Raw genomic sequence first — 26,682 nt, 5'->3', positions numbered from 1 at the left:
AACGCAGATCGAATTTATCTCAAATGCCAACCTTTCGGAAACTCCTTCAGCGGATAATGCCCGCCTGAAAAGGAGTTGTTCTGTGAGCAAGAGAAAACCTTCAAGCCGCCGCGCCTCATCCAAGTCCAAGGGTGGAAGCGTCTGGTCCTGGTTGATCCTGTTTGGCGTGGCCGTCGGCGGGATTCAGGCCTATGAGCATCGCGACACCCTGTTGCCGAAGATGAAGAACGTCGTTGCCTCGACGTCCAAGGGCAGCGCACCCGCAACCCGCGAAACTGCTTCTACCAAGCCTCAGTCCGTGCAGAAGCCGACGCAAACCGTCGCCCTGCCATCATCTGGCGCACCCGTTCCACCACGCTCGATCGCGATGGTGGGTTCGTCGGCAGGTGCCGGTCAATTGCCGCCCGCAACATTGCCATCGCCAAAGCCGCAGGTGGAGAATGTTTCGCTTGGCGCAAAGCCCGGTACATTCGCTTTTTGCGGCCGTTCCGGCCTCAACAACTGCGTCATGGATGGCAGCACCTTCTGGATGAAGGGCGTGAAGATGAAGCTTGCCGGCATCGAGGTGCCGCAGACAGATCAGGCCCGCTGCATGGAAGAGCGTGCCCGCGGCTTTACCGCCAAGGTGCGCCTGCGCGATATGCTCAATTCCGGCAGCTTCCAGGTGGCGGCTGGCGGGCCGGGTGCCGAAGTAAAAGCAGTGTCCAGGTTAGGCATGTCCTTTGCCGACCAGCTGATTCGCGAAGGGCTTGCACGTCGCGCTGGTTCCCCAAGCCCATCATGGTGCGGTTAATTCAATTCCCCATAGACATGCAGTTGACCGGATGCGGTGACGCTGTGTAGATGGAAATGCAAGCGGGCGTGATGGAATGGTAGACATACCGGACTTAAAATCCGGAGCGAAAGCGTGCGGGTTCGAGTCCCGCCGCCCGTACCAAATCTTCAGCTTCTCCAGAACAGCGGCATCAGCAACACGAGCACGGTCAGGATTTCCAGGCGGCCGAGCAGCATCATCAGCGACAGCAGGTACAGTGCGGGATCGCTGATGGTGGAGAAGTTGCCGGCCGGGCCGATGATCGGACCGACCCCTGGGCCGACATTGGCAAGCGATGTGGCCACACCCGATGTCGCGGTCAGGAAGTCGTAACCCATCGCGCTCATCGCCAGGCTGCCGGCGATCCACAGTGCGATGAAACAGCTGAGAAACAGGAAGACGTTACGAATGGTTTCGGCGTCGACGACCTGCACGCCATAACGCACCGGATAGACGGCATCCGGATAAATCAGCTTCCGCAGACCGGTCTTCACCACATTATAGACGATGACGAAGCGATAGGCTTTGATGCCGCCAGCCGTCGAGCCGGAGCAGCCGCCCATGAAGGTGGCGAAGAAGGCGACGACCACGACAAACGGACCCCAGAGCGTATAGTCGTCGCTGGCAAAACCGCCGGTCGACAGGATTGACGTCATGTTGAAGAAGGAATGGCTGAGCGCAATGTGAAGCGACACGCCACTATGGATATGATGATAGATGCCGACTGCCAGCGAAATCGCGCAGAGATAGCCGATGAACACGCGGATTTGCGGGTCATAGAGAATATCCATCCTGCCGCGCACGGCGAGCAGGATCATGACCGAAAAGGGCAGGCTGCCGAGGATCAGGAAGAACGTCGCGATCCACAGCAGCGCGACATTATCCCCGAAATAGCCGAAGGACGCGTCATGGGTGGAGAAGCCGCCCGTCGCCACCGCCGACATGGCGTGATTGACTGCATCGAAATGGGTCATGCCGGCAAAATCGAAGGCGATGGTACAGGCAATCGTCATCACCACATAAATGGCGACAAAGGCGCGTGTGAAGCTCGCCAGTCGTGCGAAAGGCCTGTCGCTGGCCGTGTCTGAGGATTCCATCCGAAAGAAGGTCATGCCGCCCACGCGCAGCAGTGGCAGGATGAAGAGACCGAGCGCCACGATACCGATGCCGCCGAGCCAGCAGAGAAGCGAGCGCCAGATCAAAATTCCCTGTGGTGCCTTGTCGAGACCGGAGATGACCGTTGAGCCTGTGGTGGTGATCGCGGAGATGGATTCGAACAGGGCTTGCGCAAAGGAAAGGTTGAGTTCGGAAAGATAGAGCGGCACGGCACCGACGAGCGAGAAGACCAGCCATAAGACATTCACAAGCAGGAAGCCGAAGCGCTTGTTGAAGGTTGGCATCGGTCCACGTGTGGCAAGCGCACAGGCAAGAGCAAGCCCGCCGCACATGAAGCCGGAAGCGGCAAAAACGATCCAGTCGTTATTTCCGTAGTAAAGGTCCGTCATGGCCGGCACGACCATGGAGGTTGCCATGTAGAGGCCGAAGATCGACGTAATATAGACGACGGCGCGCAGGAGATTGGCGTTCAAAAAAATCAAACCTTGATCGAGTAACGCGTACCGAAGTGGCGCAAAGAGTCTTTGTGTCGGGCTTGTTCCTATGGCATAGCGGGTGCCATCTGGAATTTCAATGGATTGAAAATCGTGGACAAACTGCTTGTAGAAGCCGCACGGCGAGAAGTTCGGGAAATCTTTCCCGAGACGCCGTTGCAGTTGAATGAACATCTCAGCCGTCGGTACGGAGCCGAGATTTGGCTGAAGCGTGAAGACCTCACGCCCGTTCGTTCCTACAAGATTAGAGGCGCGTTCAATTTCCTGCGCAAGGCCGTTGCCGGTGCCGGCAAGGAGAAGATCTTTGTCTGTGCGTCAGCCGGCAATCATGCCCAGGGTTTTGCTTTTGCCTGCCGTCATTTCGGCGTGAAGGGTGTGGTCTTCATGCCGGTCACCACACCGCAGCAGAAGATCGACAAGACCCGCATTTTCGGTGCCGAATTCATCACCATCAAGCTGATCGGCGATATTTTCGACCAATGCTATGCAGCAGCACGTGCCTATGTCGAAGAGAATGACGGCTACATGGTGCCGCCCTTCGACCATCAGGATATCATTGAAGGTCAGGCGACCGTTGCCGCTGAAGTGATGGACCAGCTTCCCGATGGCGCAAAACCCGATCTGGTGGTCATGCCGGTCGGCGGTGGCGGACTAGCTGCCGGTCTCACCGGATATTTTGCCGGTACGGTCGCGCGAAACAACTTCGTCTTCTGCGAACCGGAAGGGGCGCCAAGCCTGAAGAAGAGCATCGAAGCAGGCGAAGCCGTCACGCTGAACAAGGTCGACAACTTCGTCGATGGGGCAGCTGTTGCCCGCATTGGCGACCTCAACTTCCAGGCGCTCAAAGATTTCCCATCCGAACAGGTCGAACTGATCCCGGAAAACGCCATCTGCGTCACCATCATCGACATGCTCAATCTCGAAGGCGTGGTGCTTGAGCCGGCGGGCGCACTGTCGATCGCTGCATTGGAAAAGCTCGGTCGCGAGCGGCTGGAGGGCAAGCGGGTGATCTGTGTCGTCTCCGGCGGCAATTTCGACTTCGAGCGTCTCCCGGATGTCAAAGAACGCGCCATGCGCTTCACCGGGGTGAAGAAGTACTTCATCTTGCGTCTTCCGCAGCGTCCAGGCGCGCTTCGCGACTTCCTTAATATGCTCGGTCCGGATGATGACGTTGCCCGCTTCGAGTATCTGAAGAAATCGGCCCGCAACTTCGGCTCGATCCTCATCGGCATCGAAACCACATCTCGCGACAATTTTACCACTCTGTTCGAGCGTTTCGAGGCGGCAGGGCTTGGCTATGAGGATATAACCGAGAACGAAATCCTCGCGAACCTCATTATCTGATCGAATGCATCAGTACGCCGGGCGCGCTACAAGCGCTCCGGCGCAAAGACAACAGGAAGGGTAAAGCATGGCCTCGTTCTTCTCGAAACTCTTTTCCGGCTTCAGCTCCGGCCAGTCGGATGCGCCAAACAAGGCGGAGACGTCCGAACCGCATCAGCATGGCGAATACACCATCTACGCCACGCCGATGAAGGAAGGTGCGCAGTACCGCTTGGCAGGCCGCATCGAAAAGACCGTCGGAGACGAGGTGCTTGTGCATGAATTCGTTCGCGCCGACGTGTTCACCAGCATGGATGATGCGGTGGAATGCACGGTGCGTAAGGGCAGGCTGATCATTGACCAGAACGGTCCGAACCTGTTTGCCGACAAAAAATAACGGCCGCGACAAGCGCGACCGTTGGTATCTTTCGAAAAGAAGCGGCTAAACCGGCCGCTTTTTTTATGCGGCCTTCGCCAGTTCTTCGACCTTGGCATTGGCGGCAGCAATGGCCTTTTCGGCAGCTTCCGGACCGAATGCCAGACCTTCGATACGGATGACTTCGACATCCGTCATGCCCATGAAGCCGAGAACCGTCTTCAGGTAGGGCACGGCGTGCTCAAGCGAAGCGGCAGGGCCTTCGGAATACACGCCGGCAGCGGATAGAACGATGTAGACCTTCTTGCCGGTCGCAAGGCCGATCGGGCCGGATTCGGTGTATTTGAAGGTCATACCGGCGCGCGCGATATTGTCGATCCAGGACTTCAGACCCGAATAGATCGAGAAGTTGATGAGGCCGGTGCCGATGATGACGGTGTCGGCTTCCATCAATTCAGCCACGCGCTTGTCGGAGTAATCGGCAGCGGAGGCCTCTTCCGGCGTGCGCTGTTCGGCAGGCTTGCGAATGGCAGAGGTGGTGACGGAATCGAGATGCGGGATCGGGTTCTGGCCGAGATCGAGATGGGTGATCTGGCCGTTCGACTGTGCGTTGATCTTGTTGGCAAGGTCGGATGCGAACTTGTTGGAGAGCGATTCATTGCCACGCGGGCTGGAAGTGACGAGCAGAATCTTCGACATTTTGGTGCCTCTTGGTCAGTCTTAGGAGGATGGTGCGAGGCGCAGCCCCGCTTGGTTGACTGGGTTATCGGCCAGTTTTGCCATCTAGAAAACTGTGATAATCTGAAATCTATCTATCGATAAAATGGATGGGACATGGACGCCAACCCGACGCTCGACCAGTTGCAGGTCTTCTTGACCGTTGCCGAAACCGGAAGCTTTTCAGCCGCTTCGCGGGTGCTTAACCGCGCGCAATCGGTGGTCAGCTACACCATTGCCAATCTCGAGGCGCAGCTTGAGGTCAGCCTTTTCGAGCGCAGCGGCCGCCAGTCGAAACTGACCGACGAGGGCCGCGCCATGCTGGAGGATGCGCGCAGAATCGTTGCCGGATTGCAGGAAATGCGATCACGCGCCAAAGGGCTGAAGCAGGGCCTGGAGGCGGAGGTCTCCCTCGTTCTCAGCACCATGGTTCCAGCCGAGGCCGTGGTTGAGGTTCTTCGTGAATTTCGGGAGGAGTTCCCGACCGTGTCGCTCACTCTCAATGTCGGTGAATTGGGCATGGTCATGGAGATGGTCAGAAGCCGTAAAGCGCTGATCGGCATTGGCGGGGCGGTCTCACAGCAGGATGATAGTCTGGTCCTCGAAAAGATCGGCCACTCCTTCATGGTACCCGTCGCGGCCGGTGACCACGCTCTGGCAAAATTGCACCACCCGGTGACACTCGCCGATGTCCGTGAAGAGGTGCAGATGGTGGTGATGGACATGTCGGGGCTGACCAACGGCCGCGACTTCAATGTCCTGTCCTACAAGACGTGGCGGGTCAGCGACATCGCGACGAAATACCAGCTGATAAAGGGTGGTCTTGGTTGGGGTGGGCTGCCCGCATCGCTGGTCAGGACAGACATCATGAATGGCAGTCTCAAGGTGCTCGACCTCGACGCCTACGAACTCGGCGAATATCCGCTGTATTCCCTGCGAAAGGCCGATATGCCTGCCGGTCCGGCAAGCCAATGGCTGATCAATGGCTTTGAAAAGCGGCTGTCGAAATGCCCGGACAATAAGAGCTTCCTGAACATCGTCCGCCCCGTGCCCTTGAAAGACGCCGCCGAGTAGAGGCTTCTCCTTGCTCAGCAGAAAATCGAAGCTCCACAGCGTCGAGAAGTGGCGGCGACAAAACTGCCGCCGCCACGACGATTAGCCCAGCATCAGACGGAACTTGGCAAAGCCTTCGGCGCCATCGCCGGCGTCCTCGATCTTGGCACCCTTCACATCCTTGGCATATTGACGACCCTTCGGGCCTGTCTCGAAAATGGCTGTCGTATCCGCCACCTTAGCGAAAGACCAGTTGTCGTCAGCCGATGGATTGATCGTGCCCTGGTTCATGATGTAGCGCACGATCACATCGCGGTTGGTATCGGGGGCGACGAAGATGATCTTGTCGCTGCCGATCGCCGGGAACTTGCCGCCACCGCTGGCGCGGTAATTATTCGTGGCAACAACGAATTTCTGTTCCGGGTCAATCGGCTTGCCCTGGAACTGCAGATTGACGATGCGGCTGCTGTCCGGATTGACCGCCTTGCCATCCTTGTCGAACTTCGCGGGCTTCGACACGTCGATCTGATAGGTGACACCATCAATCACGTCGAAATTGTAGGACGGGAAGTCGCTGCTCAGCAGGGGAGCGTCCTTGGAGCCGGCCTTAACGGTATTGAACATGCCAGCCGACATTTCCAGCCAGTCCTTGACCTGCGCGCCGTTGATGAGGACAGCCTGCACCGTGTTTGGATAGAGATAGAGGTCGGCGACATTCTTGATCGCAATGTCACCGGCAGGGACATCCGTATAGTAGTCCGCTCCGCCACGACCACCCGACTTGAAGGGCGCGGCTGCGGAAAGTACCGGAAGGTCCTTGTACTGGCCTTCCTTCAGCATATCCTTGATGTACCAGGTCTGTGCATTGGAGACGATCTGCACGGACGGATCGTCCGCCACCAGCGCGAAATAGGAATAGAGCGGCGCAGAGCTCTTGCCGACGGGACGGCGCACATAGGCGAGTGCTCCCTCGTGATCGGTCTTGACCGCCTCGATCACCTCGGGCTTGTCCTTCACATCGGCCACGATCTTGCGGTTGTCATCGCGGTGGTAGATGGGGCGGGCCTCGGAGGTGAAGTCGACGATCTTCCAGCTCTTGCCGTCCTTTTCGAGCAGGAGATCGATGAGGCCCATATGCGAGCCCCAGAAGCCCGCCATGACTGCGGGCTTGCCCATCAGCGTGCCCTTTACGGGATCGGCGCCCTCGATGCCGTCCCATGTCTTCGGGCCGGGGAAGACCAGATGCTGGTGACCCGTAAAGACCGCGTCGATGCCTTGAACGCCCGCGAGATAAAGCGACGCATTTTCCATGCGCTCGCTCTGGCCTTTGCCCTCGATACCGGAGTGGGAGAGGGCAATGACGATATCGGCGCCCTGTTCCTTCATCACCGGCACCCAGGCCTTTGCAGCATCGACGATGTCGCGCGTCTGCGCCTTGCCTTCAAGGTTCTTCGCATCCCACATCATGATCTGCGGCGGTACAAAGCCGATGATGCCGACCTTGATCGGGCTTGTCGCGCCTGACCCGTCACGGATCTGCTTTTCCAGGATCACATAAGGCTTGAAGTAGAGTTCGTCCTGCTTTGGATCGGACGCCAGTTGACCCTTGGTCAGATTGGCGCAGACATAGGGGAATTTCGCCCCGCCCAGCGTGTTGAACATGAAGTCTAGGCCGTAGTTGAACTCGTGATTGCCGAGCGTGCCGCAATCATAACCGAGCACGTTCATGGCATTGATGACCGGGTGCTTGTCGCCCGCTTTCATGCCGCGCTCATAGGCGATGTAATCGCCAAGCGGGTTGCCCTGAAGAAAGTCGCCATTATCGACCAGCATGGAGTTGCCGGCTTCGGCACGCACGGCATCGATCAGCGATGCCGTCCTTGCCAGACCCAGCGTGTCGTTCGGCTTGTCGGCATAGTAGTCGTAAGGGAAGACGTGGACGTGGATATCGGTGGTTTCCATGATGCGCAGATGCGCCTGGTTGCCCGCAGCACGCGCCGCAAAAGGATGCAGCATGACGAAGGCGGACGAAGCCGCAATGCCGCTGAGAAGCGAACGGCGCGTGATAGGGTGAAGGCCGATAAGGGAAGACATGGAAACTCCTGATCTCAAAATACGATGACCTGTCTCAACCGCGACAAGGTAAAACGAATTGCTGAGGAGTCTACCAGCAAAATGACGCGTGTATGACGCAACCCATCCCGACAGTCGCATGAGCGAAATTTAATGTATCCCACACCGGCCTCGTCCTGGCTCATGCTCTGTCGATGCGGCACTGGAAGCAATTGTTGCGTGCCGAGCGTACATGCACATAGGCGACGTCCGGCCTTTCAAGCAGCTCCTGCGCGCGCGCCACGATCTTAGCCGTGGGTGTGACCGCACCCGTTCCGTAGACGATGCGGTCACCCGCATCGTAGCCCCGGACAATGTAGTCCGAACTGTTCAGCATTGGAGGTGGTACCTGTGCGGAATCATAAGACCCGCAGTCTTCCGCATGAATGAAAATCGGCCCGGTCTCGGCGTAAGGCTGCAGATGACGAAAGGGCCGGTAGGAGATTAGCAGGGCCGAGTCTCCACCCTTGATCAGACCGAGGCAGGCGCGGCAGGGCAGATCTGCTGAGGCGATCATTCGTTCAGGCACTTGGCCGTTCGAATCTCGTTCTCCAAGCCTGATGGCATCGACGTGGTCTTTGGGTATTGCGGTGAATAGGATGGCGGTCATGGTGGCTCCTTGCGACCTCGTTCAGTTGCTTCTTTGTCGCTATGGCTGCCAAACAAATCTCTATCCACCCGTTTCTTGCCGGTAAGCGAAACCAACCCATTGCGTGGACCGTTCTGTTTAGCGATCTATGCTGCGTCCTCGTTCTGGAAAGTTGACGTCAATGCTGCGAAGGTTTCGAGCCGTTCTTTCGGTCGCTTTTTTAGTGTCCGCCTTGCCGTCTGCGCATGCGCAGGTTGCGCCTGCACTTGACGATCTTTCCGACGAGCAGTTGCAGCAGACGGTCAATTTCGTCATCGGCAATGCCGTATTCGGCGTCTATCACGAAGCCGCCAAGATGCTGATCTCCGATTTCAGCCTTCCCGATGCGGGCGATGGTCGCAATACCGCAGACCAGCTTGCCGGCACCATCATGCTGGAAGCCAACCAGGAGTGGCTGGATACAGCTATCGTCAATGCAACCGATAGCTGGTATCTCGCGCGGAGCTCCGGAGAGCTTCCCGAGCATAATGCGCCGCTCTATAGCGTTCTTGTCCCGAATGTCGCCCGCGACCGTCAGATGGCCTGCCTCATGGTCGGCAAGGACAACGAGGGCTACGGCGACCTTGCAGAGCTGATGGGGCTGCCAAAGGATGAGTGGAAGGCCTGTGAAGTGGCCTATCCGCAGACCGTGGCGCGCTGGAGCGACTTACTCAAACCCCATGTGAAGACGCCGGGCACGACGAAATTCGACATACGATATGAGCCTGCGCGCGATCCGTTTCTGGATATCTATGCGACGATGGTGAAGGAATCGAAGGTTCTCGATCTCATCGCCCGCGAATTTAGTGCTTATGAGCTCAAGGGCACGGTAAAGCTGACGGCCAGAAGCTGCGGCCGACCGGATGCCTACTGGTCCGAGGAACGCCGCGAGATCACCTATTGCTATGAGCTTGCAAGATTTCACGGCGAGCTGATCGCGGCCCATCTTCTCGCAACCAATGGCGACCGCGGAGACGCGCCTGCGAAAGAAATCCCGACCGCCGTCAATCTCGGCCAAGAGCTTTAAGAGCTGAGGCTCGATCTCGTACAGCGAAGGCGAAATAATGCCACGCTGAATGAGCCCGCCTCATCCGATCCAGGAGAGGCGGACGCCAACTTGGCAGCTTAGCCGCGGCGCGAAATTTCGAGATACTCGCTGTCGGTCAGCGGCTCCACCCAAGCTTCATAGGTGCTGACTGGGGAGAAGCCCATCATCTGGTAGAGCTGCAAGGCGCGCGGGTGGTCCAGCGTATTGGTGGAGACGGTGACCTTCTTGGGGTTATCCTGCCAGATCGAGTAAAGCGCCTGAAGCAGGAACCATTTCCCGACACCAGCGCCAATCGCCTCTTCCATCAGACCGAAGTAGGATAGTTCGGTAACGTCGTCACTGCCTCTGTTGAACTCGAAGAAGCCAGCCGGCGAACCGTTGAGATAGAGCACTGTTACGCAGTTCTTTGGGTCGCGCAGCACGGCGGTAAGCTCGGCATCGCTCATGCGCATGCGCTTTTGCCAGTGCCACCTCTTGCCGACGCGCCAGTAGAGATAGCGATAGAAATGCAGTGGGATGTCATGCGTTCGCATGATCGCTGTCTGGATATTGACCGGCACCGCCAGGCTGACCTTTGGCGCCGATGTCATTTCAAGCTGGGTGACATGGGCTTTGAGCGGACCGTGTGGCTCCGTCTGCAGAGGCTCCGCCGGGCCAGTCACGATCGGCGTGTCCTCTTTCGATCCCCACTCCGACCATGAGCCGTCATAAAGCGAATTGTCCGAATGGCCGAGCGACTCGAGCGCCAGCGTCACGACGGCGGCAGTCACGCCTGAGCCGCAGCTGGTGACGACTGGCTTCGACAGATCGATGCCGGCCTCTGCAATCATCTTGCGGATGGTTGGCAGATCCTTGAAGTGGCCGTTCTCCGAAAAGGCGGTGGCAGGCAGACTGCGGGCACCAGGCATATGGCCGGACCGCATGCCGGCGCGGGGTTCGGCCTCGTCTCCGGTGAAGCGGCCGGCACCTCTGGCATCCGCCACCTGCTTTTCGCCCGTCTCGACGACAGCGCGCATATCGGAGAACGAGGTCACACGGCTCGCTTTGAACTCGGCGTGAAACTCTGCCGGCTCGATCTGCGGAGCTTCCGTCTCAAGCGGTTTGCCGGCAGCCTTCCAGCCATCGAGGCCGCCATCCAGCACATAAACCGTTTCGGCACCCATGACGCGCAGCATCCACCAGACGCGCGGCGCGGAGAAGAAGCCGGGGCCATCATAGACCACGATCGTATCGGTGTCGGTAATCCCAAGCTTGCCGACTTCCCCGGCAAAAAAATCCGGGGAGGGCAGGGAGTGCGGAAGGCCAGTATCATGATCGGCAATTGCGTCCTGATCGAAGAACACGGCGCCTGGAATGTGGCCGCTGGCATATTCCTGCTTTCCGTCGCGTTTATGTGCCGGCAGATACCAGGACGCATCGACGATGCGGAAGTGCGGTGTTCCAAGCTGCTGCTCTACCCAATCCGCCGAAACGACGAAACGGCTTTTATCGGTGCTCACGATGTTTCTCCCAGAAATCAGGCGGCGTCGGCGGGTTTGCCGAAGCGAATGCGGAAACGGCGGTTTTCCTTGCCTTTCTTTTCGATCTTGGCGATGTAAATCTCGCCGACTTCCTGCGTTTCCGACACATGAGTGCCGCCGCAGGGCTGACTGTCAACCGAAGAATTCTCGCCGATGCAGACGAGGCTGACACGGCCAAGCCCGACGGGTGGCCGGACATGCTTGGACTTGACGATGCCAGGATTGGCCGCCAGCTCCTCGTCGGTGATCCATTGCAGGTAGATGGGGTGATTCTGCTCCACCAGTTCCATCAGCTTGGCGGTGATCGCATCCTTGTCTATCGTCTCCGACATATCGAAATCCACCCGCGATTCATCCTCACCAACGGCAGCGCCGGTGATCGGCCAGGAGCAGACTACCGATAGGAGATGACAGGCGGTGTGCATCCGCATCAGCTTGTAGCGTCGCTGCCAGTCGATATGAAGTGTCAGCTTTTCGCCGACGTCCACAGAGGGCTGACCCTCCAGGGGTACGTGGATGATGACGCTCTTGTCCGCGCCATGGCGCGTTATGCCGAGTTCGATCTTCGAGCCATCGGCCCGTTCGAGAAAGCCCGTATCGCCGGGCTGGCCGCCAGACGTGGCATAGAAGCAGGTCTGATCCAGCTCTATGCCACCATCTTCATGCACTGCCGTGACCACCGCTTCGCAAGTTGAAAGATAAAAATCATCACGAAACAGGGCATTCACAGGCATATTGCATTGACCTCAGACGGTTTCGTACGGAACCGAAATCTCTTTCTTCTCCGTCAACCAGGCCGGAAGGGGAAGCCCCTTGGAGCGCAGGAAGTCGGGGTTGAAGAGCTTGGATTGGTAACGGTTACCGTAGTCACAAAGTATCGTGACGATTGTATGCCCGGGTCCGAGGTCGCGGGCAAGCCGAATTGCGCCGGCGATGTTGATGCCCGATGAGCCGCCAAGGCACAGGCCGTCCTTGGTGATCAGTTCGAAAATGATCGGAAGAGCTTCCGAATCCGGGATTCGATAGGAAAAATCCGGTGTGAAGCCTTCCAGGTTGGCCGTGATGCGACCTTGGCCGATGCCTTCGGTAATGGAGGATCCTTCCGACTTCAGGACGCCATTTTTGTAGAATTCGTAAAGCGCTGCCCCTTCCGGATCTGCAAGGCCGATCTTGATATCGGGGTTGAAATCGCGAAGGCCGTCTGCGACGCCGGCCAGCGTTCCGCCGGAGCCGACGGCGCAGATGAAACCGTCCACCTTGCCATCCGTCTGGTCCCAGATTTCCGGCGCCGTGGTTTCGATATGCGCCTGACGGTTGGCGATATTGTCGAACTGGTTTGCCCAGATTGCTCCGTTCTGATCGGTTGCGGCAAGCTGCTTTGCCAGGCGACCGGAGACCTTCACATAGTTGTTAGGGTTGGAGTAGGGGGCGGCAGGCACTTCGACAAGCTGTGCGCCAAGAAGCTTCAGCGCGTCCTTCTTCTCCTGGCTCTGGGTCTCGGGAATGACGATAACCGTCTTGTAGCCGAGCGCGTTGGCAACCAGCGCAAGCCCGATGCCGGTGTTGCCGGCCGTACCTTCCACAATCGTGCCGCCGGGACGCAAGAGCCCGCGTCGTTCCGCATCTCGGATGATGAAGAGCGCGGCACGATCCTTGACCGACTGGCCCGGATTCATGAACTCGGCCTTGCCTAGAATTTCGCAGCCCGTGGCCTCGGATGCTGCCTTGAGGCGGATGAGCGGGGTGTTCCCAATTGCGGTCAGCACGGAAGAATGGATGGTCATGATCAGGCCTTCTGTCCAGTCAGCGATTCAAAGCCGTTATGTCGTTATCTAACGGCCTTGTGACAAGAAATTATCTTCTGGCGAAGAGGGTTCCAGCGCAAAATCTTGCTGATGCCCCGGTTATTCACTCTTCTTGATATGAGAGTAGGCCTCAAGCGCACGCTGGCGTGCCTCATTATGATCGACGACGGGCTTTGGATAGGTCTTGCCCAATTCGATCCCGGCCTTGTCCAGCACCTGCTTTGGCGCATCGAACGGCTTGTGAATGTACTTGGCATCGAGCTTCGAAAGCTCCGGCACGAAAGTTTTGACATAGTCTCCGTCGGGATCGAACTTCTCGCCCTGAATGATAGGATTGAAGATGCGGAAAAACGGTGAGGCATCGGCACCCGATCCGGCCACCCACTGCCAGTTGCCAGCATTCGAGGCCGGGTCGGCATCCACCAGCGTATCACGAAACCACTTCTCCCCCTTGCGCCAGTCGATCAGCAGATGCTTGATCATGAAGGATGCTGTGATCATCCGCACGCGATTGTGCATGACGCCGTGCTTCCACAACTGCCGCATGCCAGCATCGACGATCGGATAGCCGGTCATGCCCTTCTTCCAGGCGTTGAACTTTGCCGTGTCCGTTTTCCATTCAAACGCATCGAAACTGTCGTTCCAGTTTTTCTCGTCGAGTTTGGGGAAGTGGAAGAGAAGATGGTAGCAGAACTCGCGCCAGACGATCTCCTTGCGAAACCGGCTGATGTCGTTCGAGGCGATGTGGGAGGAAAGGCCTCTAGTGACGTGCCAGAGCTGGGCAGGCGTGATCTCCCCGTGGGCTAGATGCGGAGAGAGCATCGAGGTTGCAGGCTGTGCCGGGAAGTCACGACCCTTTTCATAGCCCTTCAGCGCGCTATCGATGAAATCGTCCAGCCGCTCTTTGGCTCCCGCTTCGCCCGGCGTCCAGACGTCCGAGAAATCTTTTGCCCAATCCGGTTTTGTCGGCAGGAGCTTCCAACTGTCCAGCTTTTCCGACGTCGGCCAGCTGGAAGGCGTTGGTATCTGGCGCGGCTTGCCCGTCGGCTCTGGCGGCTCGTCTCCGCCTTCGATGGCGCGCCAGAAAGGCGTGTAGACGCGGTAGGGTCCGCCACTCTTGGTCTTCACCTTGGATGGTTCGTGCAGGAGATGGCCCGAGAAACTCTCGACCTCATATCCATCATCGCGAAGCTGCTTCTTGAGGTGGCTGTCGATCTCCATACCATCGGCGTCGTAGCGACGGTTCCAGAACACGGCGCTAGCACCCACGTCACCGATAAGTGACTTTAGGATCTTGCTGGGGTCTCCACTGCGCAGGATGAGGCGACTTTCAAGCTTTTCCAACTGGTCGGAAAGGGCTTTCAGCGAGTGATGAAGCCACCACTCCTGCGCACCACCCAAAGGGCCGTTTGAGCCCTGTCGATCCTCGCGTATATAGAGAGGAATGATCGCTCCGCCATGCTCCCGCGCGGCTGCAAGGGCGCGATTGTCAGAAAGGCGCAAGTCCTTGCGAAACCAAAGGATTATGGGGCTGTCCTGCTTCGTCATCGGCTTTCCTTCTGCTTTCATTTGTAACGCGCGTAAGGGTGTTTTGCTCCCCTGCAACGAGGGTAATACGGTGGTGCGATACCTATGGTTTTTGAAGGGTAAATTTTGTTGGGTTTAAATCAAAACAGGTGGAACCATATGCCGGAAGTGACGTTGGAGGCACGTGAATTGAGTATGGAAGACCCACCAATGATGCTGAATGAAGTAAAATGGGATGCGCCTGTTGTGATCTCTCTTGAGAACGGCGCGCCTCGCACCTTCAACGGCGTTTATGAAGCCTTTGATTTTCTCCAACACGAGTGGCCCAGCCGCCATGGCAAGGCGTATGAGCAGGCGTTGCGCCTTTGCAGGGCGTCGCTTCTGGGAAGCGTTTCCGGCGAGATCGCGCGGACCGCTTTCGTTGAGGCGAGCCGGGATGCAAACCGCCTCGTGGAGATGCCTAAGCTCGCATCGTAAGCGACCCGTTCTATCTTCAGATTAAGAAGACCTTTTCAGCCACCCGCCGCGTTCCCGCCGGGTGGCTTTTTGCTGCGCTCTATCACTTCGATGCCGGGGTGAGGCAGCCGCCTGTGGACACATCTTCGCCTAAAAATCTTTGATCAAGCCTCGACTTAACCTCAAAAAAATGGTTGCTCAAACGTTAACGCCGACGCTCGTTTGGCCGAATGGGACTGAAATGGGGCAGGCCGATGACGCGCAAAATCCGCTACTCAACCTTCTCTACTGCCATGGGGTTTTGCGCCTTCGCATGGCATGAAGAGGGCATCTGCCGTTTCCAGTTGCCCGTTGATTTGGAAGATGATGCGAGGGCTCATCTAACACGCCGTCTGCCTAATGCCGAACATTCCGACCCGAGTGCGCAAGCAAGGGATCTGCTGGAAAAGGTGAGAGCCTATTTCACAGGTCAACCGGTCGAATTTCTGGATATCCAACTTGATGTCGGTCCTCAAAGTGATTTCTTTTCAACGGTTTATGAAATCGTTCGAGCTATGCCGTGGGGAACATCGAAAACCTATGGTGAAATCGCCAAGGAATTAAATGCTCCCCCGCAAGCTGCTCAGATCGTTGGGCAGGCGATGGCAAAAAATCCGCTGCCGCTTCTGATCCCATGCCATCGGGTTCTTGCCGCTGGCGGTAAGCCGGGTGGCTTTTCGGCTGAAGGCGGCGTGAAGACAAAGCTGCAAATGCTGGCTTTGGAAGGTCTTTTCAAAATTCAGCCAAAACCCGAACAGGCTTCACTATTTTGATAACTCCAAGGGCGATTTTGGGGCATAACATACCCATAATCGCCCATGTCTCGTCAAATTCTGGCTAGATTCGGAGCATAGACGGCTCAACAGCAGTCGTCGTGAGCGAGAAGTTTCGCTGCTAAGACTGCCCTACTTTGAATGTGCGCAAGGACACTTCGGCGCGGGCTGGAGCCAAGTTGTTCTGTGCTTTTAAAGGGCAAGAGAGTGAGAGTATCTGCGTTTCTTCTGGCTGTGGGGCTGTGTGCCGCGGTCATAACGCCCGCCTCGGCGGGCATGTTGAACCAAGCCGAGCAATATGCCGGTCTTCATGAAGGCAAGAACAACAAGACGCTGAAAGCAATTTTGGGCGTCAACCCTCGGAAAACTCCGTGGTGCGGCCACTTCCTCAGCGTTGTGGCCGAGAAATCAGGACGTACCCCACCGAAATCCTCCGGCTTCGCCAAATCCTGGAAATCCTTCGGTTACGCCGTTCCGGTCGGTGCCGCCAAACCCGGTGACGTTGTGGTCGTCAGGAGCGGCAAGCGATATCACGCAGGCATCCTGAAGAGCATGAGTGGTGCCACTGCTCAAATCCTCGGCGGCAACCAGTCCGGCCGCGTACAGGTCTCCAATTTCAGCCGCAAGTCCATCGTCTCTGTTCGTCGCTGATCAAGCTTCAAGCTAAAATACACGCATGTACACCCACGAAAGCGTGGGTTGCAGCATGGCGGTCAGAAGAGAATCTCTATGTGGGTTTGACGTCACCTTAGATTCTCCTCCGACGCTGCAGCCTATGGCTGTTCGCGTGTGCCTGGAGCGGCATCGCGCTGGTCGTCATCTTCCAGGTCCGTCGCAACGATGAAGGCGTCTTCGTGCTGACGTGCCGCCTGTCGACGTGCTCTGAGGCTGGTCAGCTCGTCGGGGTCCAGCTCCTGCTGATGTTGCGTCAGGTCGCCTTCCGTTTCGAAACGCGCGACATCTTCGTCTTTGATGTCGAGGTGGTTCTTCTTGTCGATCGTCGATTTATCGTCGGTCATGGTACGCTCCCATCGATATTGGATGATTATCTGAGAGGGAAACGGGCAGGGCGCTGCTTCGTTCCTTTGTGCGACCACTCCATCCCATATGACAACATGGTCAAAGCATGGGCCCAGGAACCAAATAAGAGTGCCGATTGTTTTCCCGATATCGAAAACGGGAGAAGCACCATGCAAGTCGATCGTGAATCCGAAATACGCAACAAGGCCTATGAGAAGTGGGAAAGCGAAGGTCGACGCGATGGCGACCACGAGCGCCACTGGCAAGAGGCAGAATTGGAAATCGATGCGACACGCAACACATCTGTGTTGGGCGTGGAAGATGAAGACGCATCGGGTCAATCGCCTGCCGTCGTCTCTCTGAACCGTGAGCAGTCGCAAGACAATAGCAAGTCCGATGACGAGCTTGAAGAAGGTCTGGAAGATACCTTCCCAGCGAGCGACCCGGTCTCCGCCACATCCACAGCGGTTTCCGGCCGTGCCGGCAAGCGTTGAAATCCAGCTGGTTTCAACCCAAGCTGGATGTCCGAAGTATTAAGGCGATCGCCACCGCGGTCGCCTTTTTCGTATGCGATCAGTCACCTCCCGGTGACTAAGGTGTCCTAAACCATGGTCCGCGCAAAAGCGTGCCGCGGTTTCGCGACAGCGACATACGGTAACTAGGACCTAAGGCGCCAGGCATGAGTCTGAAAGACCGCGACACGCCTTAATGGACGGCCGGCTCCTCGTCCCCAAGAAAGCTCCTGATGCCATCCCGTTCGCATGTTGCGAGAAACTCTTCCCAGGCGTCCTTGTCGGTGGCGAAGGGCTCGTCCCAGGTCGTCACGTCGTCCTCTTCGGAGATGACCTCCAGCTGCCAGTCCTGCTGCGTTCCAGCAGGCCGGAAGATATCCACGAGCACGGTGATGCCGTCATCCTCGAACTCTCCCGAAAATTCAGAGTGTTCCAACTTTTGTTTCTTGGACATATCAGCCTCCCGCTCCGGTCGGCGCATCGGGCGCCAGATGTTCTTTATATTGGACGGTCTCAGACTGGTCGGTGTCGAATTCGCCGGGCGACTTCAGAAGACGTAGACCCGGACCGCCGGCTGCAGATGTCTGATTGTTATCGATGAAGGAAATTCCAGCCTTCTCCAAAGCAGCACGAAGCTTGTCGCTCAACTGAGGATCAGATCCGCTTTGGCCGCTCTCAAACGACGTCGTCTCCGCAAGATCGACACCCGCAGCTTCAGCAAGCTCTTCCGGGGACCAATCGAGCATTGCGCGCGCGGCTCTGCATTGCGAAGCGGTGATCGACATATCCGCAGTCTCCATTGCGACAGATGACCGAAGCGGCTGCCTTGATCCTTATTCGTCGTAACGAATATGCGATCTCGTCGCAACGATGTGTACGCTCCAGACGTTGATGGTCGGAGATTTTTCAGCGGTATTTTTGGAGAGATATCTTGCTTACAACGCGGTCGATTGTAAAAATGGCTCCCCGGGCCGGATTCGAACCGGCGACCTGTCGATTAACAGTCGAATGCTCTACCGCTGAGCTACCAGGGAACGTGCGCCGCTTGGCGTGGCGTGAGCGGGGTAATACAAACGCTTTGACGATTTGCCAAGCGCTTTTTTCAAAAAAAATGAATTCCTCTTGTTTTATCCACCGAAGGTCCCACGTTTCCGGGCATGATGATGTTGAAAAAAATTTTCCCAACCCTGTCGAGCCGAGGTGATCTGGCGTGAATTTCGGTATTCACCCCAAAACGGGGCGGCTTCACATGGGCAAATGGAGCGTGGCGATGCCGCGCTCGCGTATCGGACGCATCGTTGTCGGCACGGTGCTCGTGATTTGCGGCCTTCTTGGCTTCTTGCCAGTTCTCGGCTTCTGGATGGTTCCACTCGGCCTCCTGGTGCTGTCTCAGGATCTGCGCTTCGTTCGCCGCAAGCGCCGTCAGTTGGCCATCTGGTGGGAATATCGAAAGCGCGCACGCCAGGCGCGCCGCGAAGACGCTGAAGGCATCAAGCGCCCGTAAGCGAGTTGCTGAGGCCCTGGCCGGCCCACACCGCCGCATAGGCCAATGCTGCGAAGTAAATCGTCGTCAGCGCAAGAAACAGGTAGCCACCAAGCACGGTCGCTCCGTCACGTTGGATCATGCCCGCGGAGAACAGCAGGATGGCGATCCCCGGCAGGGTGTTGGAGAAGGGGATGAAGCCGAGCGGCATCATCAGCAACAGGCCTGCCACCATGATGGCGATACCGTTCACCCGGTTCATGATCGCACCGGTCGTCAGGGAAAGCAGGCGTGGGCGGATATACTTATCCAGCCAGGACACGATATTGATGCCCTTTTGCAGCGCTGGCACAAGGCGCGCCGTCTCCATCTGCCGATCGAGAATGCGTTTGGGCAACCACGGCAGCCGGTTCAGAATGATGGCGAGGCTAATCATGATGATGGCTGCCCCAAACACCGTGCTGACGCCTGGAATGGAAACCGGGATCAGGAAGGGCAGGGAGGCGATGGCGCACATGAGAAGGAGGCCTTGTTCCCCGATGGCCTCCATCAATTCCCGCAAAGTGATCGTCTTTCCGCCAAGCTGATTGATCAGCTTTTGCAAAACGGAACTGAGATTTTCAGACGTGTCTTTGAACGCGAAGTCCTGCGTCATGCCTTCTCCCGAAATCAATTGAACTCCGGGATTGATATCATTCGCGCCCGCAAGTGACTATCCGCAAATCCTCAAGGCATAAGCGGTCAGCGTCACACTTACGGCAATGGACGACTTAATTCGTCAGTGAGAGACCCACTTGTTGTAAGCACCCAATAGAAGAACAACCATCAAGATGCCGAGAATAAACGGGTTCAGCGAAGTAAAGAAATTAACGTAGTCCATAACTGTCTCCTCCTCAGTATGTCCTCGCCCTTCCATTCTACGCCGAATCAGCGGAAACGCCAGAATAAAAGGAATTCAGACTGCGCTGCAGCACGGCACGCCGCAGATATTCGATAAACCAAAGTATTTTGACCTTTCGCGCCGCAGCAATTTTGTATATCGAGCGTAATGATGCTGCGCTGCATCATTTGCCATTTGCGCATTTGATCGGTAAGGCAGGCACGAAAGCCGCTACGAAGTCGCAGCGGCGAAAAGCGCAGGCCGTGGTTGGGCCGACCCGATGCAAAAATTGCTGGATTGAACGGAGAAGAAAATGCTGAAGGGTCTTTATGCCTGGGCGATGAACCTTGCGGCACGCAAAACCGCCGTCTGGTGGCTGGCCATCATTGCCTTTGTCGAGAGCTCCATCTTCTTCCTGCCAGCAGATGTCCTGTTCCTGCCCATGGTTCTGGCAAAGCCCCGCAAGGCAATGTTCTATGCGACGGTCGCAACGGTCGCATCGGTTCTTGGCGGAATCGCCGGGTGGTATCTCGGCCATTACGCTTTCGAAAGCGTTGCTCGTCCGCTCCTGGAGTTCTACGGCAAGCTGGATGCGTTCGAGCATCTGAAGGCTTCGGTGGATTATGAAACGATCGTCCTCCTATTGATAACTTCAGGACTTGCGCACCTCCCGCCGATCAAGGTGGTGACAATCCTGTCCGGTGCGGCAAATATCAGCCTTGGGCTTTTTATCGTGACGGCCATCGTGACGCGCGGTGCGCGCTTCTTCATTCTGGCGGGTCTTCTGCAGCGTTATGGCGAAAGCATCCGGCACTTCATCGAGAAGCGTCTGGGCATGATCGCAGCACTCGTTGCCAGCGCCCTGATTGCCGTCTACGCCGTTTATATCTTCGTGCGGTGACATCGTCTGCGCCTGCGCGCTTGCAGGTCAGAAACGTTCATCTTGATGTCAGCCTCAGCATCTATCCCTTCCGTCAATAGCAGTTGGAAGATGGATAGAATGCGCAAAAAAATGATCACGCTTGGGAGCGCCTTGGCGGTCCTGCTGTTGAGCTTCTTCGCCTATCTCGGCTTCCTGCAGCTTTCTGGGAATTTTCATGAGGTGTTGGCCGGCGAACTCTATCGTTCGAACCAGCCCAGCGCCGAGCAACTGGCGCTTTATGTAAAGCAGCACAACATCAAGACCGTCATCAACCTGCGCGGTAAGAATGATGGCTCGACCTGGTACAAGGACGAGGTTTCCGAGTCTAAAGCACTCGGCGTAAATCATGTCGATTTCGCCATGTCGGCGCGTGAGACGCTATCGATGGACAAGGCCGAAGCGCTTGTCGAAATCATGCGCACATCGCCAAAACCGATCCTGATTCATTGTCGCTCCGGGTCTGATCGTACAGGCCTCGCCTCCGCGATTTATCTGGGCAAGATCGCCGGCGCCGATCCTGAAACCGCGGAAAAGCAATTGTCCATTCGCTATGGCCACCTGAGTGTGCCGGTCATTTCCGCGGCTTATCCTATGGATGAGAGCTGGGAGCGGATCGAAAATGGTTTGGCGCAAATGTGACCGCAACGACCATAGTGCTATCGCTGCGATTGGCTCACCTCCATAAATTTCACATCTCGCATTTGCGCCTTTCCAAGAGCGGGACTCGTCCCGTGTCTGGGAAGGCTTTCGCCAAGACAGAGCCTGCAAGCGGCGGGTCGATTCGTCCTTTACCCGTCTTTCGCTGAAGCACCTTCCTAAGCCAAGCGTGGTTGATTGCGCGAACATTCTGTCGCGGAAAGCCGGGTTAGTCTTGCAGGTTTGGCATTCAATTATAAAAATGTGCGACACGACGTGACGCAACGATCCTCGAATAGAGGTCTTGCTCAACAGGATGCGCCCATGACCAAGTCTCAGATACCCGCCTTACGCTCCACTGCCGCTTGCCTTGCTGTTGGGCTGACCCTTGTGATGAGCTCGGCGGCTGGTGCGGCCGTGACCGGCGATCGCCGCGTGGTATCGGAACCGACCTTGCCCACCCAGCTCTGCGCCACGCTTTCACCGCAGCCAGCGGCGCAAAGTGCGCCGGCGCGACAGGCGCAGGATACACAGCGGCTTCAGGTGGCAATCGATGCATGCCCCGCAGGTCAGGCCATCAAGCTGGTCGCCGGCAATGCTGGCGGCCGATTCGTCAGCGGCCCGCTGACAATTCGCTCCGGTGTCACCCTCTGGCTCGACCGGGGCGTAATATTGGCCGCAGTCGCTGATCCTCAAGCCTATGACCGCGGCAGCGGCACGTGCGGAACGATCAATACGAAAGGGTATGGCTGCCGCCCCTTCCTTCTGTTTCAGAAGACGCAAGGCGCGGCCCTGGTCGGTGACGGCCTCATCGATGGTCAGGGTGGGGAGGTCATGGCTGGCGGCAAGGAGACCTGGTGGCAACTTGCGCGCAGAGCCCAGAGCCAGGGCGGCAAGCAGAACAATCCCCGGCTTATCCAGGTCGATGACGGCGCAGACATCGTTTTCTACCGCGTGACGCTACGCAATGCGCCGAACTTCCACATTATACTGAACCGTGTGAAAGGCGCCACGCTTTGGGGCGTGCGCATCGATACACCCGCCGACGCGCGCAACACGGATGGCATCGATCCTGCCGGTTCTCAGGATGTGACCATCGCTCACAGCTTCATCCGTGCCGGGGACGACAACATCGCCATCAAGGCTGGAAGCGCTCCGACCCGATACGTCTCGATTATAGACAGTCACCTCTACTGGGGCCATGGCCTGTCGATTGGCAGCGAGACCGAATCGGGTGTGAGCAACGTCCTCGTCCAAAACGTCACCGTCGACGGGGCGACGTCGGGACTGCGTATCAAGAGCGATATCAGTCGGGGTGGGCTCGTCACTGGCATCCAATATGAGAATGTGTGCCTGCGCGGCAATCTGCGCCCGATCGACTTTGACACGCGTTACGACAAACAGGCTCACGGCTCGGAGATACCGGTTTATCGAGACATCCTGCTTCGCAGTGTAACTGGCGAGACAGGAACGCTGGTTCTCCGAGGCTATGATGCTGCCCACCCGCTCGAAGTGACGTTCGACGGTGTGCGCTTCGATCCCAAAGCAAGCTGGCAGATCGACAACGCTACCCTATCTGTCGGCCCGGGTGGCCTCACGCCTCCACCGCCTGTGAAGGTATCGTCTGCCTCTCAATCTTCCGCAACGTCTGACAAAGCATCGCCACCGGATTGCGCCGCACGCTGGCTGGATTTCCCGGAGACGAACTGACCGCCAGACTCAACTCGGCAAACTCGATTTTTTGTTTTTGTCCTGCGGACTTTATTTTTAGGGTTGCGTGCGACACGCCTTCTATATAAACGCGTCTCTTGTGTCGGAGCGTAGCGCAGCCCGGTAGCGCACTTGACTGGGGGTCAAGGGGTCGTGGGTTCGAATCCCGCCGCTCCGACCATCGAAACCTTTGAAAAACAAGGCTTTTTAGTTCTCTCCCCCAAGGGTCCAAAAGACCTAGAAGAGAACGAAAGGGACACGAAATCCCACATCAGCCCCCAAAATCCCCCAACTTTGCCCCCAATTTTCTGGGGGCGTTCCCTCGTTGTTCCGGCTGAAATGATTCGCCGCATCTAAATCCGACAAAGAAAAGCCCCGACGCTGTTACGTGCCGGGGCCCTTATTGCCGTGATCATAGTCTGTAGGAGGACAACCGCAGACTATCGCATCCCACGGCATATGCAAGTAGAACTTAACCGTTAGGATGTTTCTGTGAGAAATTCTGATAGATCGCGTGAGGGGCTGCAACGCCTTCTTGAGCAGTTGATTGCCTCCAGCCCTTTCGAGTATCGGGGGCGGCTCTGGGCGGCAGCTACTCAGGAAGAGTTCTGTGCTGCACTTGGCCCCGGATGGTCAGTCTCAAAATTTTATCGCCACACTTCGGTAGCGCCATTCGTGCGCATCACCGCAAAAATCGAAGGCGCTAAAAAGACCCTCCTGCGATTGGGAGACCCGGACCCTGTCACGAGTGCCGACACTGCGAAACATATGTCAAACCTTCTCCGCCGATACCGTGCCAGCAGCCGCAAAGCTCTACTGGCGGAGCGCGAAAGCCTCACGGCAACCGCGACGGATGTTCCTGAAAAGGATGCTTTGAGAGAAGTGCGTGTTGAGAAAATCGACCACCTATTGGAGGTCTTGCCAGCGCTCACGACCCCGGATGAGTTCGGCTGTATGTGCGGCCTCGCTGATATTTGGCCGCAGGGACATCAGGTCAACATCCTTCGTTCAATCCTCGCGGACTGGCCTGCCTTTATGGCGGGAGAAAAGGTTGCGATCTGGAGACGAGGTGAGGGGCAGGAGAAGTATTTTGACTTCCCCTCGATGAAAGTCATACGGGCTTTCCCGCAGGTGGGCTTGGAGCTTTATGTCATGGAACGGCAGGAGGGGGCAGAGGAAATAACGCCAGAGCTTCGAGAGCTAAGCCGCCTTATCGAAAATGACCGAATGCAATCTTTACCCCTAATTTAAAATCAAAAAGCCCATTTCTATTATCTCTTACAGGGGTCAAGATAATTCGGTCATATAATAGAAAAGGGGATAGGTGTTCGGGAAATCCCTCACGCCTAGCCCATTTGAAATCCAGAAGTTGAACAGTTCTCGGGAAGATCGGCCTCCGGCTTGGATATGAAGCCACACCCCCAAAAGCCCCCCTCAATTTCAGGGGTTTCTCATTGACCCCGAAGCCACCACAGCGTATAAAACGCCATGCCTTGATAACTGCTTCGGCAGGACGCGCTTAGCGCAATTAGAGCCGTAGACATCGGCAGGCACCAACAGCAACCTTGCTACGGTGACCATCGGTGTTCGGACTAGGGCGGAAATCCAAAAACCAGATTGCGGCTGTGCAGGCCGATGAGACACGGGCGAGCCTTGCCGCGCCTGATAGCTTTCTGCTGGAAATGTTCGGGGCTATCCCGTCAGCCGCAGGGATCGTTGTCACGCCCGAAAGCGCACTCAAGGTTCCCGCCGTCGCCGCTGGTGTCCGTGCGATCTCGGAAGCGGTTTCTATCCTCCCGCTGCATGCTTACACCCGCGCTGCCGATGGTTCTCGCCAACGCAATGCGGATCACATTGCCTCCCAGCTTCTGAACGGTGACGCCAATCCTTGGACCCGTGGTCCCCAGCTCCGCGAACTGCTGACCGCTGATGCCATCTGCTATGATGCGGGCGGGTTTGCCGAGATCGTGCGGGATGGCGACGGCAAGCCTCGCGAACTCCACCGCATCCATCCCAGCACAGTCACCATCGAAATCGACAGCCTGACCGGCGAACCTCGATACCGTGTGAACATGGTTAGCGGTTCACGGTTCATCGACTTCGGCAACATGCTCCACCTTCGCGCACCGTCGCCGCTATGCCTGAACAGCGTGTCCGGCAAAAGCCCGTTGATGCAGGCCAATGACGCCATCGGTCTCTTGATCACGCTCCAGCAGCACGCGTGCCGCTTATTCGCCAACGGCGCACGCCCATCCGGTATCCTGTCGTTTCCCCAGCGTCTGGGGGCAGAAGTCGCCAAACGCATCAAAGCGTCATGGCAGGCCGCGACAGGCGGCAGCAACTCAGGTGGGACAGCGGTGCTTGAGGAGGGTGGATCATTCACGCCTCTGGCTTTCACGTCTGTGGATGCTCAGTTCATGGAAATTTGGGCGCTCGCAATTGTTGAGGTTGCCCGCATCCTCCGTGTCCCTCCCGTGCTGTTGATGGACTATAGCCGTCAGACATGGGCCAACGCCGAGACGGGTGGACAGCAGTTCCTCACCTACAGTCTGTCACCTTGGCTGTCTCGCTGGGAAAGCGAAGTGACGCTCAAGCTCATTGCCCCGGAAGATCGCGCCGAGACTTATGTCGAGCACCTGACCGACGCACTTCTGAAATCGGATTTCGCCAGCCGCGCCACAGCTTACTCCGCATATCGTGCCGCTGGAGTGCTCACAGCCAATGAGGTCCGCGCCGGATTGAACCTGCCGCCACTCCCAGACGGCAACGTTCTCCAGAACCCCTACACAACCACCGACAAGACACCGAAGACCGAGGGCAAAGCCGATGAATGAGCTGCCCGCACATCGCCAGTTCTTCGGAGACGCGGAATATGATTTCCGCCTTGCCCCAGACCTCGTGCTGGAGCTGGAGCGGAAGGTAGGTGCTGGCATCGGTGGACTGTCTCGCCGTTTCTACGCCAGTGATTTCCGTTTCATCGAACTGACTGAGGTCATACGCCTTGGCCTCATCGGCGGCGGCATGGACCCGGAAGAGGGTGACACTCTCGTGAAGGCCTACGCACCTCGCATGTCCGTGACGGACCTGTACGGCAAAGCGCTCCCCATTATCGACCTCCTCATGTTCGGAAAGGTCAACGCCGATGCGGAATGATTTGAAATTAATTTCACACGATATCCGCGAAACCCAGAGCCGTGAGGCGCTGGACTTCGATATCCGGTTTTCTGCTGCTGACGATGGTGGTGTATTCACTGGCCATGCTGCTGTCTTCGATGAGCGCAACAGCTTCAATGAGATCGTGAAGCGCGGTGCATTCACTCGCACGCTGTCCGAACATCAGACCCGCAACATTCGTCCCCCGATGCTCTGGTCTCATCGCACTGACGAAATCATCGGCGTGTGGACCGACATCCGCGAGGACGCCACCGGCCTTGCCGTAACGGGCAGGCTTATCACCGAGACAACACGCGGCAAGGAAGCCCATGCTCTTCTCAAGGCGGGAGCGCTCAACGGCTTGTCCATCGGCTTCCGCGCGCGGAACGCCGAACGTGGGGCGAACGGCCTCCGCATCCTCACCGACATCGAATTGGTCGAAATCTCTCTGGTAGCCCTGCCAAGCGCAGGCAATGCCCGCATCAAACAGGTGCGGTCAGCTGGAGAGCTTTCGGCCTTCACCCGCGCCGTCAACAGCGCAATTGCAACGCTTCGAAAGGATTGA

Annotated in this window: 29 protein-coding genes and 3 tRNA genes; 19 read left to right on the top strand and 13 right to left on the bottom strand. The window is 57.3% G+C overall.

The window, feature by feature from the left end; translation table 11 throughout:
• The first annotated feature begins 82 nt into the window (after positions 1 to 82).
• Both AC07U5_RS09555 and AC07U5_RS09550 read left to right on the top strand, forming a co-directional pair.
• Positions 83 to 793: a nuclease gene (locus AC07U5_RS09555; RefSeq protein ID WP_494722862.1), complete on the top strand. Its 711-nt coding sequence runs from the start codon at positions 83 to 85 to the stop codon at positions 791 to 793.
• A 62-nt stretch (positions 794 to 855) separates the two neighbouring features.
• Positions 856 to 937: transfer RNA gene (locus tag AC07U5_RS09550), tRNA-Leu, on the top strand.
• A 5-nt stretch (positions 938 to 942) separates the two neighbouring features.
• Here AC07U5_RS09550 and AC07U5_RS09545 read toward each other — a convergent pair.
• Complete coding sequence (locus AC07U5_RS09545; protein WP_162686476.1) at positions 943 to 2,403, bottom strand: TrkH family potassium uptake protein; 1,461 nt, start codon at positions 2,401 to 2,403, stop codon at positions 943 to 945.
• A 114-nt stretch (positions 2,404 to 2,517) separates the two neighbouring features.
• On the opposite strand from AC07U5_RS09545, the gene ilvA reads away from it, so the two are divergent.
• Together ilvA and AC07U5_RS09535 are read left to right on the top strand one after the other, a co-directional pair.
• Positions 2,518 to 3,768, top strand: a complete 1,251-nt coding sequence (gene ilvA / locus AC07U5_RS09540; RefSeq protein ID WP_062425583.1) for a threonine ammonia-lyase — start codon at positions 2,518 to 2,520, stop codon at positions 3,766 to 3,768.
• A 67-nt stretch (positions 3,769 to 3,835) separates the two neighbouring features.
• On the top strand, positions 3,836 to 4,144 hold the full coding sequence (locus tag AC07U5_RS09535; protein ID WP_335322676.1) for an HlyU family transcriptional regulator: 309 nt from the start codon (positions 3,836 to 3,838) through the stop codon (positions 4,142 to 4,144).
• 63 nt (positions 4,145 to 4,207) lie between these two features.
• Here AC07U5_RS09535 and AC07U5_RS09530 read toward each other — a convergent pair whose 3' ends face one another.
• Positions 4,208 to 4,822: an FMN-dependent NADH-azoreductase gene (locus AC07U5_RS09530; protein WP_062598199.1), complete on the bottom strand. Its 615-nt coding sequence runs from the start codon at positions 4,820 to 4,822 to the stop codon at positions 4,208 to 4,210.
• Between the two features lie 135 nt (positions 4,823 to 4,957).
• Here AC07U5_RS09530 and AC07U5_RS09525 point away from each other — a divergent pair, with 135 nt between their 5' ends.
• Complete coding sequence (locus AC07U5_RS09525) at positions 4,958 to 5,914, top strand: LysR family transcriptional regulator (protein ID WP_494722861.1); 957 nt, start codon at positions 4,958 to 4,960, stop codon at positions 5,912 to 5,914.
• A gap of 81 nt (positions 5,915 to 5,995) precedes the next feature.
• On the opposite strand, the gene AC07U5_RS09520 is transcribed toward AC07U5_RS09525, so the two are convergent.
• Both AC07U5_RS09520 and AC07U5_RS09515 read right to left on the bottom strand, forming a co-directional pair.
• Complete coding sequence (locus AC07U5_RS09520) at positions 5,996 to 7,987, bottom strand: bifunctional 2',3'-cyclic-nucleotide 2'-phosphodiesterase/3'-nucleotidase (protein ID WP_153311249.1); 1,992 nt, start codon at positions 7,985 to 7,987, stop codon at positions 5,996 to 5,998.
• A 160-nt stretch (positions 7,988 to 8,147) separates the two neighbouring features.
• On the bottom strand, positions 8,148 to 8,615 hold the full coding sequence (locus AC07U5_RS09515) for a DUF1203 domain-containing protein (RefSeq protein WP_440598618.1): 468 nt from the start codon (positions 8,613 to 8,615) through the stop codon (positions 8,148 to 8,150).
• 202 nt (positions 8,616 to 8,817) lie between these two features.
• Between AC07U5_RS09515 and AC07U5_RS09510 the strand changes: the two genes are divergently transcribed.
• A complete protein-coding gene (locus AC07U5_RS09510; RefSeq protein ID WP_494722860.1) occupies positions 8,818 to 9,660 on the top strand; it encodes a DUF4344 domain-containing metallopeptidase in 843 nt (280 codons plus the stop codon).
• Positions 9,661 to 9,758: 98 nt separating this feature from the next.
• On the opposite strand, the gene sseA is transcribed toward AC07U5_RS09510, so the two are convergent.
• The 4 genes from sseA to AC07U5_RS09490 form a co-directional block, all read right to left on the bottom strand.
• Positions 9,759 to 11,180 carry a 3-mercaptopyruvate sulfurtransferase gene (gene sseA / locus AC07U5_RS09505; protein ID WP_494722859.1) on the bottom strand — a complete coding sequence of 474 codons (1,422 nt, stop codon included), beginning with the start codon at positions 11,178 to 11,180 and terminating at the stop codon, positions 9,759 to 9,761.
• Positions 11,181 to 11,197: 17 nt separating this feature from the next.
• Positions 11,198 to 11,935 (bottom strand): alanyl-tRNA editing protein, encoded by a 738-nt coding sequence (locus AC07U5_RS09500; protein WP_111847846.1) that lies wholly within the window; start codon positions 11,933 to 11,935, stop codon positions 11,198 to 11,200.
• A 12-nt stretch (positions 11,936 to 11,947) separates the two neighbouring features.
• Positions 11,948 to 12,985 (bottom strand): cysteine synthase A, encoded by a 1,038-nt coding sequence (locus tag AC07U5_RS09495; protein WP_494722858.1) that lies wholly within the window; start codon positions 12,983 to 12,985, stop codon positions 11,948 to 11,950.
• 120 nt (positions 12,986 to 13,105) lie between these two features.
• The gene (locus tag AC07U5_RS09490; protein ID WP_494722857.1) at positions 13,106 to 14,554 is read right to left on the bottom strand and encodes a cryptochrome/photolyase family protein; all 1,449 of its coding nucleotides are present in this window, start codon (positions 14,552 to 14,554) and stop codon (positions 13,106 to 13,108) included.
• A gap of 189 nt (positions 14,555 to 14,743) precedes the next feature.
• Here AC07U5_RS09490 and AC07U5_RS09485 point away from each other — a divergent pair, with 189 nt between their 5' ends.
• From AC07U5_RS09485 to AC07U5_RS09475, 3 genes are all read left to right on the top strand, one after another.
• Positions 14,744 to 15,010: a DUF982 domain-containing protein gene (locus AC07U5_RS09485; RefSeq protein ID WP_062425573.1), complete on the top strand. Its 267-nt coding sequence runs from the start codon at positions 14,744 to 14,746 to the stop codon at positions 15,008 to 15,010.
• Between the two features lie 233 nt (positions 15,011 to 15,243).
• On the top strand, positions 15,244 to 15,801 hold the full coding sequence (locus AC07U5_RS09480) for a methylated-DNA--[protein]-cysteine S-methyltransferase (protein ID WP_494722856.1): 558 nt from the start codon (positions 15,244 to 15,246) through the stop codon (positions 15,799 to 15,801).
• A 207-nt stretch (positions 15,802 to 16,008) separates the two neighbouring features.
• A complete protein-coding gene (locus tag AC07U5_RS09475) occupies positions 16,009 to 16,452 on the top strand; it encodes a TIGR02594 family protein (protein ID WP_111847849.1) in 444 nt (147 codons plus the stop codon).
• A 122-nt stretch (positions 16,453 to 16,574) separates the two neighbouring features.
• On the opposite strand, the gene AC07U5_RS09470 is transcribed toward AC07U5_RS09475, so the two are convergent.
• Positions 16,575 to 16,820, bottom strand: coding sequence for a hypothetical protein (locus AC07U5_RS09470; protein ID WP_062425570.1), 246 nt, complete (start codon positions 16,818 to 16,820; stop codon positions 16,575 to 16,577).
• Between the two features lie 171 nt (positions 16,821 to 16,991).
• Between AC07U5_RS09470 and AC07U5_RS09465 the strand changes: the two genes are divergently transcribed.
• A complete protein-coding gene (locus tag AC07U5_RS09465) occupies positions 16,992 to 17,315 on the top strand; it encodes a DUF2934 domain-containing protein (protein WP_113225430.1) in 324 nt (107 codons plus the stop codon).
• A gap of 211 nt (positions 17,316 to 17,526) precedes the next feature.
• On the opposite strand, the gene AC07U5_RS09460 is transcribed toward AC07U5_RS09465, so the two are convergent.
• The 3 genes from AC07U5_RS09460 to AC07U5_RS09450 all read right to left on the bottom strand — a co-directional run bounded on the left by AC07U5_RS09460 (position 17,527) and on the right by AC07U5_RS09450 (position 18,367).
• On the bottom strand, positions 17,527 to 17,787 hold the full coding sequence (locus AC07U5_RS09460) for a hypothetical protein (protein ID WP_062425568.1): 261 nt from the start codon (positions 17,785 to 17,787) through the stop codon (positions 17,527 to 17,529).
• A 1-nt stretch (position 17,788) separates the two neighbouring features.
• Positions 17,789 to 18,118, bottom strand: a complete 330-nt coding sequence (locus AC07U5_RS09455; protein ID WP_494722855.1) for a helix-turn-helix domain-containing protein — start codon at positions 18,116 to 18,118, stop codon at positions 17,789 to 17,791.
• Positions 18,119 to 18,292: 174 nt separating this feature from the next.
• A tRNA-Asn gene (locus tag AC07U5_RS09450) sits at positions 18,293 to 18,367 on the bottom strand.
• A gap of 176 nt (positions 18,368 to 18,543) precedes the next feature.
• Here AC07U5_RS09450 and AC07U5_RS09445 point away from each other — a divergent pair.
• Positions 18,544 to 18,837, top strand: a complete 294-nt coding sequence (locus AC07U5_RS09445; RefSeq protein ID WP_494722854.1) for a PGPGW domain-containing protein — start codon at positions 18,544 to 18,546, stop codon at positions 18,835 to 18,837.
• Here AC07U5_RS09445 and AC07U5_RS09440 read toward each other — a convergent pair.
• Positions 18,824 to 19,471 carry an exopolysaccharide biosynthesis protein gene (locus AC07U5_RS09440; RefSeq protein ID WP_062598189.1) on the bottom strand — a complete coding sequence of 216 codons (648 nt, stop codon included), beginning with the start codon at positions 19,469 to 19,471 and terminating at the stop codon, positions 18,824 to 18,826. The genes AC07U5_RS09445 and AC07U5_RS09440 overlap by 14 nt on opposite strands.
• A 538-nt stretch (positions 19,472 to 20,009) precedes the next feature.
• On the opposite strand from AC07U5_RS09440, the gene AC07U5_RS09435 reads away from it, so the two are divergent.
• The 8 genes from AC07U5_RS09435 to AC07U5_RS09400 all read left to right on the top strand — a co-directional run bounded on the left by AC07U5_RS09435 (position 20,010) and on the right by AC07U5_RS09400 (position 26,682).
• Positions 20,010 to 20,597: a YqaA family protein gene (locus tag AC07U5_RS09435; RefSeq protein WP_062425564.1), complete on the top strand. Its 588-nt coding sequence runs from the start codon at positions 20,010 to 20,012 to the stop codon at positions 20,595 to 20,597.
• A 132-nt stretch (positions 20,598 to 20,729) separates the two neighbouring features.
• Positions 20,730 to 21,257: a dual specificity protein phosphatase family protein gene (locus AC07U5_RS09430; protein WP_494723278.1), complete on the top strand. Its 528-nt coding sequence runs from the start codon at positions 20,730 to 20,732 to the stop codon at positions 21,255 to 21,257.
• Positions 21,258 to 21,578: 321 nt separating this feature from the next.
• A complete protein-coding gene (locus tag AC07U5_RS09425) occupies positions 21,579 to 22,964 on the top strand; it encodes a glycoside hydrolase family 28 protein (protein ID WP_494722853.1) in 1,386 nt (461 codons plus the stop codon).
• A gap of 104 nt (positions 22,965 to 23,068) precedes the next feature.
• Positions 23,069 to 23,145 (top strand) — tRNA-Pro (locus AC07U5_RS09420).
• Between the two features lie 311 nt (positions 23,146 to 23,456).
• The gene (locus AC07U5_RS09415) at positions 23,457 to 24,215 is read left to right on the top strand and encodes a hypothetical protein (RefSeq protein ID WP_494722852.1); all 759 of its coding nucleotides are present in this window, start codon (positions 23,457 to 23,459) and stop codon (positions 24,213 to 24,215) included.
• 332 nt (positions 24,216 to 24,547) lie between these two features.
• Positions 24,548 to 25,798: a phage portal protein gene (locus AC07U5_RS09410; RefSeq protein WP_494722851.1), complete on the top strand. Its 1,251-nt coding sequence runs from the start codon at positions 24,548 to 24,550 to the stop codon at positions 25,796 to 25,798.
• Positions 25,791 to 26,117: a gene transfer agent family protein gene (locus tag AC07U5_RS09405; protein ID WP_494722850.1), complete on the top strand. Its 327-nt coding sequence runs from the start codon at positions 25,791 to 25,793 to the stop codon at positions 26,115 to 26,117. The genes AC07U5_RS09410 and AC07U5_RS09405 overlap by 8 nt, the downstream gene beginning before the upstream one ends.
• 1 nt (position 26,118) lies before the next feature.
• The gene (locus AC07U5_RS09400; RefSeq protein WP_494722849.1) at positions 26,119 to 26,682 is read left to right on the top strand and encodes an HK97 family phage prohead protease; all 564 of its coding nucleotides are present in this window, start codon (positions 26,119 to 26,121) and stop codon (positions 26,680 to 26,682) included.

Source organism: Agrobacterium sp. GW821-FHT02D03 (assembly GCF_059421725.1).
The sequence above is the reverse complement of the archived record's forward strand: the minus strand, read 5'-3'. Positions and strand labels throughout refer to the sequence as shown.